At 60.4% G+C, this 12,512-nt stretch carries 9 protein-coding genes and 2 tRNA genes; 5 read left to right on the top strand and 6 right to left on the bottom strand.

All coding sequences use genetic code 11. From position 1 onward, the window contains the following. Positions 1 to 12: 12 nt before the first annotated feature. The 6 genes from J3U87_RS08185 to J3U87_RS08160 all read right to left on the bottom strand — a co-directional run bounded on the left by J3U87_RS08185 (position 13) and on the right by J3U87_RS08160 (position 7,010). Complete coding sequence (locus J3U87_RS08185; RefSeq protein WP_237382550.1) at positions 13 to 1,455, bottom strand: MATE family efflux transporter; 1,443 nt, start codon at positions 1,453 to 1,455, stop codon at positions 13 to 15. Between the two features lie 338 nt (positions 1,456 to 1,793). Next, positions 1,794 to 1,883 (bottom strand) — tRNA-Ser (locus J3U87_RS08180). 31 nt (positions 1,884 to 1,914) lie between these two features. After that, positions 1,915 to 2,002, bottom strand: a tRNA-Ser gene (locus J3U87_RS08175). 239 nt (positions 2,003 to 2,241) lie between these two features. Continuing rightward, on the bottom strand, positions 2,242 to 3,165 hold the full coding sequence (locus J3U87_RS08170) for a cation diffusion facilitator family transporter (protein ID WP_237382549.1): 924 nt from the start codon (positions 3,163 to 3,165) through the stop codon (positions 2,242 to 2,244). Between the two features lie 109 nt (positions 3,166 to 3,274). Beyond that, entirely contained in the window at positions 3,275 to 4,018 is a 744-nt protein-coding gene (locus J3U87_RS08165) for an HAD family hydrolase (RefSeq protein WP_237382548.1), read from the bottom strand. Positions 4,019 to 4,133: 115 nt separating this feature from the next. Beyond that, positions 4,134 to 7,010, bottom strand: a complete 2,877-nt coding sequence (locus J3U87_RS08160; RefSeq protein ID WP_237382547.1) for a hypothetical protein — start codon at positions 7,008 to 7,010, stop codon at positions 4,134 to 4,136. Between the two features lie 512 nt (positions 7,011 to 7,522). Here J3U87_RS08160 and J3U87_RS08155 point away from each other — a divergent pair. The 5 genes from J3U87_RS08155 to fliN all read left to right on the top strand — a co-directional run bounded on the left by J3U87_RS08155 (position 7,523) and on the right by fliN (position 12,435). Then, entirely contained in the window at positions 7,523 to 8,302 is a 780-nt protein-coding gene (locus tag J3U87_RS08155) for a flagellar hook assembly protein FlgD (RefSeq protein ID WP_237382546.1), read from the top strand. Beyond that, positions 8,302 to 9,696, top strand: a complete 1,395-nt coding sequence (locus J3U87_RS08150) for a flagellar hook protein FlgE (protein ID WP_237382545.1) — start codon at positions 8,302 to 8,304, stop codon at positions 9,694 to 9,696. Before J3U87_RS08155 ends, J3U87_RS08150 begins: the two co-directional genes overlap by 1 nt. 152 nt (positions 9,697 to 9,848) lie before the next feature. Further along, positions 9,849 to 11,141 (top strand): flagellar hook protein FlgE, encoded by a 1,293-nt coding sequence (locus J3U87_RS08145; RefSeq protein WP_237382544.1) that lies wholly within the window; start codon positions 9,849 to 9,851, stop codon positions 11,139 to 11,141. A 363-nt stretch (positions 11,142 to 11,504) separates the two neighbouring features. Continuing rightward, positions 11,505 to 12,050, top strand: a complete 546-nt coding sequence (locus J3U87_RS08140; protein WP_237382543.1) for a flagellar basal body-associated FliL family protein — start codon at positions 11,505 to 11,507, stop codon at positions 12,048 to 12,050. Positions 12,051 to 12,141: 91 nt separating this feature from the next. Then, positions 12,142 to 12,435, top strand: coding sequence for a flagellar motor switch protein FliN (fliN, locus tag J3U87_RS08135; protein ID WP_237382542.1), 294 nt, complete (start codon positions 12,142 to 12,144; stop codon positions 12,433 to 12,435). Positions 12,436 to 12,512 lie beyond the last annotated feature (77 nt).

Genomic DNA, 12,512 nt, shown 5'->3' with positions numbered 1-12,512 from the left:
GAGGGCGGTCGTTTAGATTTCGCGGGTTTTCCAGCGCCCGATCCGGAAGATGTAGGCGCCCAGAATGGCCAGGGCCGATTCGGCGATGGCCACCGCGATGAACACACCTTGGGGTCCCAAGTCCAGTCCCACGGCCAACAGCCAGGCGACCGGGATTTGGATCACCCAGTAGCAGATCAGGTTGACCGCGGTGGGCGTGCGCGTGTCGCCGGCGCCGTTGAACGACTGCACCACCACCAGACCCAGTGCCAACATGATGTTGGCGTAGCTGATGATGGTCAGGCAATCGGTGCCGTGTTTGCGAACGGCCGCCGTCGGTTCGAAAAAGTCCAGCAGGGGACCTGCGAATATGATGAACAAGACGCCCACGCTGCCCAGGAAGACCATGTTGTACACCGCACTGAGCCACACCGAACGCTCGGCTCGGTCTGGCTGGCGTGCGCCGAGGTTCTGGCCCACCAAGGTGGCCGCGGCATTGCTCAGGCCCCAGGCGGGCAGGATCGCGAAGACGATCAATCGAATGCCGATCGTGTAGCCCGCGACCGCCTCGTCGCCGAATTCGGCCACGATGCGCACCAACGCGATCCAACTGGACGTGGCGATCAACCATTGGAAGATGCCGCCGAGGGAGAGCGAGAACAGGCGTCTCATGAGGTTCCATTGCGGTGCCAGATCCTGGAGCGAGAAGTGAATCACGCCCCTGCCGCGAAAGAGCACGGCCAGTTGGAACAGGACACCGATGCCGCGGCCGGTGGTGGTGGCCACGGCGGCACCGGTCAGGCCCCATTCCGGGAAGGGACCCAGACCGAAGATGAGACAGGGATCCAAGATGATGTTCAGACCGTTGGCCAGCCAGAGGGCGCGCATGGCCAGAGCCGCATCACCGGCGCCGCGGAAGACGGCGTTGTGGACGAACAGGAGTATGACGACCAGGTTGCCGGAGATCATGATCCGCATGTAGTTGCTGCCCAACGCGATCATCTCGGGCGTGGCGCCCATGATCTGGAGGATGCGATGGGGAAAGAAGAAACCGACCAGGAAAAAGGGAACCGACACGGCGATAGCCAAGTACACCGACTGCAGCGCCGCGCTGCGTGCCTGTTCCGGGTTCTTCTCGCCGACGCGACGCGAGACCATCGCCGCCGCAGCCATGCTGAGGCCGATCGCGACGGCGTAGACCAGGGTCATCATCGATTCGGTGATGCCCACCACGGCGACCTGCTCGGCGCCGAGCCGCGACACGAAGAACACGTCCACCAGGGTGAAAACCGATTCCATGATCATTTCGAGGACCATGGGAATCGCGAGAAGGGTAATGGCGCGGCTGATGCTGCCGCTGGTGTAGTCGTGGGATTTACCGCGAACCGCATCCACCAGGTCGCGGAGGAATTGGAACACGAAGGCACGCCAAACGACGAGTTTCCCCGACAGGGGAGACTGAGAATTCAATTGCATTTTTTAGATCCATACAAGAGGCGCGACACGGCGTGAAAGCCGGGTCGGTTGAGGTGATCACCACGGAAAAAGAAAAATTTCCGGGTACCACAAAAGACTTACGGACGGGATGTCCGGGAAGGTGTCTTCAGCGGGTACCGAAGTCTCTGACCCTCTCTGCGAGGGTGGCGATGGTGATGATTGTCTGAAACACTAAATCCTCCAGACCGAGGCTTGTATGGAAAACGATTTCAATCGGGACGGGTCGAGGAACATTTCGACGTCGAGATCGTGACGAACATCGCTACAAAACGAAAAAAGCCGCCCGAGGCGACCCACTTCCATCCCCAGGAGGGGGGTGGCGGAGAGAAAGGGATTCGAACCCTTGGTCCCGTTGCCAGGACAACTGCTTAGCAGGCAGCCCCGTTCGGCCACTCCGGCATCTCTCCATTTCGCTTTGTTGTCTTCGAACCGGGTAAGTGGCGGAGGAAGTAGGATTCGAACCCACGGACCCTTGCGAGTCAACGGTTTTCAAGACCGCCGCTTTCGACCACTCAGCCATTCCTCCTGGTAGTCCCCATGTTCAAGCGGTGATTCTATTGCGTTTTGAGGAGTGGGTCAACCGCTTTTTTGGAAGTAACCGAGATGAAGGTTGCGCACTCCGGAGAGTGAGGTGGGTACCGCTTCGGCCGGTTGTCCCGCCACTGGGTCGGAGGATAAGTCAAAGTTAATGAAATCAATGGATTGACGGGTGTTGTCAGGCTGGCAGGAAGCGGGCTGGAAGCGTGGCTCGGGCAAGCCTTCGAATCAAAAATCGTCCTGTGGGTCGCCCTCTCCGGCCGGATCCAAATGGATGAAAATTTCCATTTGGGGATAGGCCTGCACGATCTTCTCCTGCACCTTTTCGCTGACCTGGTGCGCTTCGCGCAGGCTCGTCAGCGGATCCACCTCCACGTGGATCTGGACCAGGTAGCGGTGCCCGCTGCGGCGGGTGCGCAAATCGTGGACGTCTTCCACCCGCGGTACCGAGCGTGCGATCGTGAGGACGTCCTGACGAATTTCGTCGGCCAGCTCGCGGTCCATCAGCATGTCGAGGGCGCCGGTGGTGATCTGACGCGCGGCGTTGAAGATATAGCCGGCGATGAGCAGCCCGAAGAGCGGGTCGACCCAGGTGATTCTCAAGTAGTGGGAAAACAGCAGCGACACGATGATGGTGGCGTTCATCAGCAGGTCGCCGGTGTAGTGGAGTTGATCGGAATCGATGGCCAGGGAATGGGTTTGCCGGACCACATGCTTCTGGTAGGTGACCAGTGCCAGGGTCATGACGATGGAGATCACCATGACGAGGATGCCCACCGCTCCTTGCTCCACCTGGCGCGGCTCGGAGAAGCGCTGCACGGATTCGTAGATGATGTACGCCGAGGAAGCGGTGATGATGGCACTCTGGATCAGGGCCGAAACCGCTTCGAGTTTGCCATGGCCGTAGCGGTGGTTGCGATCGGGTGGCTTGAGCGCACGGCCTACGGCCCAAAAGTTGATAGCCGAGGCCAGGGCGTCCAGCAGCGAATCCATCAGGGAGGACAAAACGCTGACCGAGCCGGTGACCGTCCAGGCCATCACCTTCAGCCCGATCAGGGAACTCGCGACCGCCACGGAGGCATAGGTGGCCCTGCGAATCAGGCGGCCGGTTTGTTCCGACGTCAACGGCGCCGCTGCTGTCGTATCGCTCATGAAACCCCCGCATCTGCCCATCGGCAGCAAAAAGATAGCAGGAACCGAGTGGAACCTGAACCATGGAACCGCCCTTTTCGAGATGGGGGGCGGAACTCCTCGGTTCGGATCACTCCAGAATCGGACGGATCTCGCAGACGTGGTCCACCACGTGGTCGGCGTGCTCCAAGGGGTGCAGCGGTGTCAGGTGTTGGAATTCGCCGTAGTGGACCCGGCAGGTGGTCATTCCCAATTGGTTGCCGTCGCGAATTTCGCGGTCGGGACGATCGCCCACGCAGAAGGCGCGCTCCGGTCGTACCGCGCTGCGCTCGAGAATCGCGGCGAGCCGGTCTCGCTTGGTTTCGCCCTCGGGCGAGTTCACGAAATGAATCTCCTGGAAGAAGGCCTCGAATTCGAGGATTTCCACTTTTCGCCGCTGTGTGCTGGGGGTGCCGGAAGTGACCAGGTGCAGTTCGAACCTCCGGTGGCACTCGGTGAGCAGCGCGACGACGCCCTCGAAAGGGCGAATGTGGGGTTCGACTTCGCGATCGAAATAGGCGCGGGAACCGGCGCGGGAAACGGTCTCGGCACGATGCCTGTTCGCGTCGCGGATGCCGAAATGCCGGGCCAGGCGGCCGTACAGGTCGCCGCGAGGATCGTCGCGAAAGAGTCGCTCGCGAACGCGAATCACGTCCTCGAGGCCGCCGTCGAGGCCCGCCTCGATCATGGCGACACAGGCCTCACGCGCGGCCGGGCGGACGAGTTGGCCCCAGGTGTCCAGCAGGGTGTCGTCCAGATCGAAAACGATCAGGTCGAATCGCTCGGAGGCGTTTTCGGGAAGCGGAAAGGACTTGGGCGCGGAACCGGAAACCATGGATCAACCGTGGAAGGGGAATGGGTGCGGCGGCGGGTCGTTCCGCAAGTTAGCGGGCCGCCGGGCCCGATCATCATACCACCCCGGTTCGAAATGGGGCACGCGGTTCGTTCGGCTACAGGTCCTCGAAACGGTGACCCACGATTTCGTTGACGTCGGTGAACAACGAGCGCACGTTGTTTTGGTAATTCTTGGAGAAGTTGCGCGGTTTGTGGGCGTTCAGGCGGTTGCGCATCCGCAGCCAGACGCGGCGCAGCCCGCGCAACTTCTCGACGTTCGCGCCCTTGACCTGGGCCATGATCTGAAGGATGGCCTTGTAGATCGATTTTTCCCGGATGCGGGTGTTGTTCACGAAGTTCAAGGTGCGAATCAGCAGTTCGCACTCCGATTCCAGGATTTCCGGAACGTCGCGCAGGATGTCGATCTTCAGGGCCAGCGGCACGTGACGGTTCTCCAGGAACTGTTTGTGGGTGCGGCGGTTGATCTGCTTGGTGATTTTGGGAGGCACCTCGGGATCGTTTTTGACGGCGCGCTCGTAGAGATCGGCCATCAGGGTGTTCTTGTGCTGGTAGACCACGCCGAAACGCTTGATGTCCATCATGGTGATGTTCTCCACGAAGTGGTAGATGGCCTTGAGCCGATCCAGGTCGTGGATATTGATGGTGACTTCGAACTGGCGCGTTTCGTAGCTGCCGCCGAACCGGTTCTGCAGTTCGCGCACGCGGACCAGGGCTCGATTGGCCTCGCCCAACAAGTCGTCGAGTCCGCCGAAGTTCTCTTCCAGGTCCCCGCGCAGTTCGGCCAGCACCGCCGGCGGCAGGAGTTTGGCGCGTTCCAGCTCGCGCAGGCGATCGTCGGCTTCGCCACCCTTGCAGGTAATGCGCTGGGCCTCGATGACTTGGGCTTCGATGGCCTGGATGTTGTCGATCAGCCGCTCGCCCTCCTGCTCGGAGGTCACCTTGGGCGCCATGCGCAGTAGAGCCTGGAGCACGGTGCGCAGGTTCTCGGTGTAGCAGTCGGCCAGCGAGAAGACCTCGAAGCGCAGGCGCCGGGTGCGGATATCGATGTCGGCCATGCGCTCGCGCAACTCGGCACGCACGTCGTCCACCAGTTTCTGCAGGCGCATGTCGTTTTCGAAGATAAAGGTCTGTTTTCGCTCGAATTCCTCTCTGGGTAGGGTCGATTCCCAATCGCCCAGTGCCTGGATGAGCTGTTCCTGACGGGGGATGGCGTGCATTTCGTGCAGCAGTTGGTCCAGGGCGTGGAGCCCGTGGTCGGGGGACATGGCCAGGGCCTGGTCGATCAGGTCCGCATAGCGATCGGCCCGGATGCTCTCGAAATCGAGTTTCTTGAGCTTCATCAACATGTCGTCGATGATCAGCTCCAGCACCGATTGCAGCAGCTCGGGATCCACGTCGGGGTACGACACGTTGCGGTAACAATCGATGATCTTCTTTTCGCAGGTGACCCGCATGTCCTGCAGGCGATCCTCGGCCTTGCCGAATTCCAACAGCTTCGATTCGTATTCGCTGAAATCGGTGCATTCGGCCCGCAAGCGTCGGTGGAACCGCATGTTGGCCATTTCCTTCAACCGCTCGCCTATCTTGCCGTGCAGCGCCAGCCAGCGCGCCAGGAGTTCCTCGTCGCTCGCGCCCGAATCCGCGCCGAGCGATTCCACCTCGCGATGCAGATCCATCAGGGTGATGCGCGGCACGCCTTCGGGGGTCGTTCCCCAGGTATCGTCGGAAACGGTTTCATCGAGCTGGGCCTGCAGTTCCTCCGGCAGTTCCAGCTCTCCGTATTTGGCTTTCAGTTCGATCATGGTCTGGAAGATTTCCAGCTTGAGTCCCTGAAGCCGGGTTTTGTTTTCGGCCACCCACGCGCGCGCGTCTCGAGCCTCGGCGTCGCTAAGCAGGCCCATGTCGCGGTCGTTCTCGATGGCGTTGGCGACCTCGCCGTCGGGCCGGTTGCTTTCCGCGATCTTTTCTTCGATATCGAAAAACAGCAGGGCCAGCTTGCCCACGTTTTCCTGGAGGTCGCGTTTCGATGGGAACAGGTTTTCGAAGGTGTCGCGATAACGCGCCACATCCCATCCCGAGCGGATCATGAAATAGGTCAGGCGTTTGAGTTTGTGTTCCACGCGTTCGTCGGTGTCGAAGATCTTGACGAAATCTTCGCCGCGTTTCTGCGGGGTGCCCAGGGCGTACCAGGATACGTGGACATCCATGTGGGCCACGTCGCGATCGAAGGAAATGCCGGTCAGGCCCTCCATGGTGGCAAAAATTTCCTGGCTCTTTTCGTCGAGCACGTTCAGGCCGTCGGCGACCACCTTGCGCATGACCTTCTGGTTGCCGCGAAAGGGCGAACGACCCACCCAGTCGGTGGCCTCGTGATGGCGCAGGTGGTGGCGATCGGTCAGCATGTTGTCGAGGATGCGGAACTCGCTGTGGGCGGCGGCAGGCAGGTGCAGGGCCTTGGTCAGGATATCCAGCTTGCGCGTCACGGCCTTGGTGAGGCGGGCCATGGTCTGGTAGCGCTGCATTTCTTCGAGGGCCGCACGCAGGCGCCGGTTGATGTCCAGGTTCTCCAGCCGAAGGTGCCGCTCGCGCGCCTGCTCCTCTTCCATCTTCGTGAGGACCCGGCGGTGCGGCGCCATCAGGAACCGGCGAATGCGGCGCAGGACGATGACCGTGGGGTTCTTGAAGTGGCTCTGAAGCATCGGAAGGTATTCGACGTCGTAGGGCAGCTCGATCGGCAGGTTCTTGATCTTGTAGTAGAGGAGATGGCCGATCTGGTCGCGCAACTCCAGGATGTCGATCTTGGAAAGCACGCCGCGCTGGTAGCCGTTGATCTCCTGGATCAACCCCAAAATGGTTTGCTTGTATGGCGTCGAGTGACGACTGTATTCGGACTGAAGGGCGCCGATGACTTCTTCCAGGTGGCGCGTGTCGACAGGGCGGGCGCGCACCTTTTCCAAATCCGACCAATCCATGGAGAACCAGCCCCCGTGCAGATGTGGTTGCGTGGAAATCGACCTTTCCCGACGTCAAAACGGACCTGGAGGCATGTGCCGGGCCCGACCCTGGAAAAAATTTCCCCGATAGCCATTCCTTCGGCAGAAATTTCCACCGGTTGACCCCCATGCGCGATCCCATATGTATGGATAGATGGCAACTTTATAGTTAGCAGAGTGTTAGAGGGTGGCTGCCGGGTGTCGTTTTTTGGCAAGCCTGTTGCTGCCCGCCAAGGTGAATCCGGCTCGAGAGATGCGGTTCCAGGGACGCGAACGACACGTGGCGCCTGGATCCCGTCCCTGGTGACGGGATTTTCGATGACCGGGGTCCCCGTGGCTCCGTTCGAAGGGACCCGAATCCGATCGGGTGCCACCACACCACCGCACCATATTGCGAGCCCGCATTCCGGGTGGGCCTTGTACCGGTCTCCTGTGGACCGGAGGGCACGCGCGGAATGCGGGCCGGCTCGAACCATTTGGGGGAGCACATCATGGAAACCTCTAGCGTTCCTAGCCTCAACGGCGCATACGGCATCACCGGCAACCCCGTGGCCAATAACGAGATCACCGAAGAGACCTTTCTTCAACTGCTGACGGTTCAGCTTCAGCATCAGGACCCGCTTCAACCCGCGAGCGACCTGGAGTTCATTCAGCAGATGGCCACGTTCGCGTCACTGGAACAACAGCGCATCACCAACGACAACCTGGAAGTGCTCCAGGTCTATCAAGGATCCATCAACAACAGCAATGCGCTGGGCATCGTGGGCAAGGACGTCAAGATATTCGACGGATCGGTTACCCACGAAGAAGGCGACGTGCACACCTTTTACTTCCAAGACGACAGCGAGGCCGTTCGCGCACATCTGGAAGTGCGTGACGAAGCAGGCGATATCGTCTACACCACACAACTCCCCGCGGGCCAGGATGGCGAGCAGCGTTTCCTCTGGAACGGGCGCGACGATGACGGCAACGTTCTGCCGGCGGGCAAATACGAAGCGACCATCCGATTGGAGAACGCCGACGACGAATACTTCCAGACGCCGGTCTTCCAGACCAAGCGGATCAACGGTGTTTCCTACGAGAACGGAACCATTATGGTGCTGGTGGATGGAGACCGCCTGCCCATCGAACAGGTCGTCGAGGTCTACGAACCGGGTTATGCCGGGACGAACACGGCCGAAGGTCCGGAGGACGGGGGTGGCGAGGAAGCCACGTCGGACCCGGATTTCAAAACCAATTGGCCCTTCACGGTCATCGCGGGAGGTAGATAATGTTACTCGGTTCCTTTTACACGGGCCTCTCCGGCCTTCAATCCAATGCGGTTGCGCTCAACGTGATCGGCAACAACCTGGCGAACATCAACACGACCGGGTTCAAGCGCAGCCAGACCAATTTCGCCCAGATCATGTCCAACACGGTGCGCGGCATCAACGGCGTGGGCAACCCGGTTCAGATCGGCTTGGGTGTCCGCACCAGTGAAATCGTGGCCAAGTTCGAGCAGGGTTCGATCCAAACCACGGGCATCAAGACCCACCTGGCGATCCAGGGCGAAGGTTTCTTCCAGGTCGCCCAGAACGGCATCGCCTCCTACACCCGGTCCGGAAACTTCGGTTTCGACGACGAGGGCTTCATGGTCGCGGCCAACGGTGGCCGCGTTCAGGGTTTCCTCGGCACCCGCTCCGACGGGACCGTCGACACCAGCGGCGATATCACCGATATCCGCCTCGACCTGGGTGAGGCATCGCCGCCGCGGGCGACCGAAGTCGTGCGCTTCATTTCCAACCTGAGTGCCGAGGCACCCAACGGCGAAACCTATTCGACCTCGATCGAAGTTTTCGACTCCAAGGGCGTCCCTCACCAGCTTTCGCTGACGTTTACTCGGGACACCACGCTCGACCTGGATCCGGGGGCCGGCGATGTCGATCCGGCGACCGGTGTGGCCACCACGGTCAACCAGGTCGGCTGGACCTACACCTTCGCCTGGGACGGTGACGCCACCCAGGTCACCGGTGGTCTGGGCGGCGCGGGCGGCACCGGTACCGGTGTCGTGCGTTTCGGTGAAGACGGCAAGCTGTTCTCGATCGACAACCAGTTGCTCAACGACCCGGCGACCGGTTTGGCACTCTCCACGGTCAGCGATCCGATGATTTTCATCAACACGCCGGGCACGGGCGCCGAGCCGCTTTCCATCACCTGGGATGCGGTGGACTCGCCGGCCGACCCCACCGTCAGCCCCAACAGTTCCTTCGTCACCAGCTTCGGCAGTACCTTCAATACGGGCACCCTGTTCCAGGACGGTTTCGGCAGTGGCATCCTGCAGGATATCGACTTCAACCAGGAAGGCATCATGATCGGCTTCTACGACAACGGGCTGACCCTGGAGCTGGCCAAAATCGCGCTGGCGACCTTCAACAACAAGCTGGGGTTGAAGCAGGTCGACGGCGGATTCTACCTGCCGACGGCCGCGTCCGGGCCCGCCTCGATCGACGGGGAAGGGACCGGTGGCCGAGGATCCATCATCGCCAGTAGCCTGGAGAGTTCCAACGTCGACATCGCCGAGGAATTCACCTCGCTGATCGTGCACCAACGTGGCTACCAGTCCAACTCGAGGACCATCACCACCGCCGATCAGTTACTCCAGGAAGCCTTGAACCTGAAACGGTAATCGGGTCATCGGCGTGAGTTCCGGCTCGTGGCGATCACGACCGGGCTCGCGCCCATGCCGCCTCGTCGGGGCGGCCTCAATCATGCGACTTCTGCGCGAAGGGAGGTCGGCTCCGCCGAAACTCGCGGTTCGGGTTTCAAGGAAGGTACTCCATGCTTCTCGGCTCATTCTATTCCGGACTTTCCGGTCTGAGCGCCAATGCGGTCGCCCTGAACGTGATCGGAAACAACTTGGCCAACATCAATACGACCGGATTCAAACGCAGTTCGGCCCAATTCGCACAGATCATGTCCAATACCATCTCCGGCGTCAACGGTTCCGGCAACCCGCTGCAAGTGGGGTTGGGAACGCGAACGACCGAGATCAACGCCAAATTCGAGCAAGGTTCCATCCAAACGACGGGGATCAAGTCTCACCTGGCGGTTCAGGGCGAAGGGTTCTTTGCCATCAATCAGGGCGGCAACACCATGTACACCCGGTCGGGCAATTTCGGGTTCGACCAGGAAGGGTTCATGGTGGCGGCCAACGGCGGTCGGGTCCAGGGCTTCCTCGGCACCAACCCCGACGGCACGGTCGATACCGACGGCGGCATCACCGATTTGAAAATCGATCTCGGTGAAGCGTCACCGCCTACCGCCACGGATTCGGTTCGCTTCGTCAGCAACCTGAGCGCGGAGGCCCAGACCGGCGATACCTATTCGACATCGATCGAAATCTTCGACTCCAAGGGCGTGCCCCACCAACTCAGCATCGAGTGGACCAAGACCGCCAACGTGGGTGAATGGGATTACGCCTTCCTCTTCCCCGACGGGGTGGTCAGTCCGGCGGCGCCCAACCAGGGCACCGGGACCGTGGTCTTCGGGCAGGACGGCATCCTGGCCACGGTGGACGGCGCCGCGGTCAACACCATCACCGCCAACCGCCAAATCCTGCTGACCAATATTAACAGCGGTGCCGGGGACGTTCTGTTCAGCTTCGATCTGCTGGACATTCCCGATCCCTCCGACCCGACCCAGAACTCCAGCTTCGTCACCAATTTCGGCAGTATCAACAACACGGGTACGGTCTCCCAAACCGGGTTCGGCAGCGGCATCCTGCAGGATATCGACTTCGACCAGGAAGGCACCATGATCGGGTTCTACGACAATGGGCAGACCCTGGAGCTGGGACGGATCGCCCTCGCCACCTTCAACAACAAACTGGGCTTGAAGCAGATCGACGGCAGTTTCTACTTCCCGACCGCGGCTTCGGGGCCTGCATCGGTGGACGGAGAGGGGACCGGCGGGCGTGGTTCGATTATCGCCAGCAGCCTGGAAAGCTCCAATGTGGACATTTCGGAAGAGTTCACCTCGCTGATCGTGCACCAACGCGGTTACCAATCCAATTCGCGCACGATCACCACCACCGACCAGTTGCTTCAAGAAGCACTGAACATCAAACGTTGATCACGCCCGCCCAGACCCGGATCGGGTCCGGAAGGCCGCCTCTTCGCAGAAGCGGCTTTTTTTGCGTTGTCTGGACGAAAAGCCGATGAGTGTCTCGCGCGGTGTGAATTCCCGTTCCGAAGGCGCGGGCTCACCGCCGTCCGAGGCATGTGGAGAGCCGGCCATGGCGCCCGGGGTGACCTTCACCGGTCGCCGTCGCCAAATCACCCGGTCTCCGTCGAACAAACATGCCCGGAACCGCGCGCGAATGGGTTAATTTGCTGAATGTAAAGATTTTAGAAAAATGCCTCCGTGGCTCGATTTTTGCAATTTCAGCAGATACACTATAAGAACCCACCTCACTTCGATACACCGGGAGTTCATATGGCCTGGGAAGAAGAAAGCATCGATACCGGCGCCGACTTCGAGGAAGTCGGCGGCAAGCGCAATCCGCTCAAACTCATCATCATGGCCGTGGCCGTGCTGGCCCTGGCGGCCGGCGGTTTCTTCGCCTACAAGTATTTCACCAAAGAGAAGCCGGCCACCGCCGAAGGTGAAGAGGGCACCGGACAGGAAGCGGAAGCCCCCGACGTACCCGTTCCCGCCACCGGCCAGAAAGTCGACCTCGACAAATTCACCCTGAACCTCGCCGACAAGGGGAAACCCCATTATCTGGTGACCACGATCGCCCTGGAAGTGACCACGGAAGAATTGAAGACGGCACTCGACGACGCGACCGACCCCAAGCTGTACCGGGTGAAGACTCGCGATACCATTCTGCGCATTCTGCGAGCCAAGACCTTCAAGGAAATCAACGATCCCGCCACCTTGAAGGAGGTTTCCAAGGAAATCGAATTCAAGCTCAATCGCATTTACAACCAGGACGGCAAGGTGATGAACGTCTATTTCACCGAATTCATGGTTCAATGAGTTTTTTCCGCCGGGTGGCGCGGCGGTTTTCCGCGAAGGCCGCCACCATCCGGAGACCCTCGATTTCCAAACCAGCCTGAAGGGAGCGGCCATGGCCAGAAAAACAACGGTGACCCAAGCCAAATTCGAAGACGTCATCGGCGATCTCATTTTTTTCAAGGAGCTGGTCGTGCCCCTCAGCATCGAGCTCGGCCGCACCACGGTCACGATACGCGATTTGTTGGACTTCGAATCGGGATCGATCATCGAGCTCTCCAAATCGGCCGGTGAGACGCTGGATGTCTATGCCAACAACTACCTCATCATGAAGGCCGAGGTCACGGTCATCGAGGACAGTTTCGGTTTGAGGGTCACGGAGATCACCAATCCGTGGAAACGCATCTGATGCGGGTGGCGCCTGGCGCCGCCGATTCCGATGCCGCCCATCACCGAATTCCATTCAGTAACCGAGAAGGACGGATC

Source organism: Sulfidibacter corallicola (assembly GCF_017498545.1).
Lineage (GTDB): Bacteria > Acidobacteriota > Holophagae > Acanthopleuribacterales > Acanthopleuribacteraceae > Sulfidibacter > Sulfidibacter corallicola.
Note: the sequence above shows the minus strand (reverse complement) of the source record. Positions and strands in the feature narration are given on the sequence as shown.

Excerpts from the sequence above, each read along its gene's own strand:
- J3U87_RS08185 (WP_237382550.1), bottom strand. The coding sequence starts at position 1,455 with ATGCAATTGAATTCTCAGTCTCCCCTGTCGGGGAAACTCGTCGTTTGG.
- J3U87_RS08170 (WP_237382549.1), bottom strand. The coding sequence starts at position 3,165 with ATGAGCGATACGACAGCAGCGGCGCCGTTGACGTCGGAACAAACCGGC.
- J3U87_RS08165 (WP_237382548.1), bottom strand. The coding sequence starts at position 4,018 with ATGGTTTCCGGTTCCGCGCCCAAGTCCTTTCCGCTTCCCGAAAACGCC.
- J3U87_RS08160 (WP_237382547.1), bottom strand. The coding sequence starts at position 7,010 with ATGGATTGGTCGGATTTGGAAAAGGTGCGCGCCCGCCCTGTCGACACG.
- J3U87_RS08155 (WP_237382546.1), top strand. The coding sequence starts at position 7,523 with ATGGAAACCTCTAGCGTTCCTAGCCTCAACGGCGCATACGGCATCACC.
- J3U87_RS08150 (WP_237382545.1), top strand. The coding sequence starts at position 8,302 with ATGTTACTCGGTTCCTTTTACACGGGCCTCTCCGGCCTTCAATCCAAT.
- J3U87_RS08145 (WP_237382544.1), top strand. The coding sequence starts at position 9,849 with ATGCTTCTCGGCTCATTCTATTCCGGACTTTCCGGTCTGAGCGCCAAT.
- J3U87_RS08140 (WP_237382543.1), top strand. The coding sequence starts at position 11,505 with ATGGCCTGGGAAGAAGAAAGCATCGATACCGGCGCCGACTTCGAGGAA.
- fliN (WP_237382542.1), top strand. The coding sequence starts at position 12,142 with ATGGCCAGAAAAACAACGGTGACCCAAGCCAAATTCGAAGACGTCATC.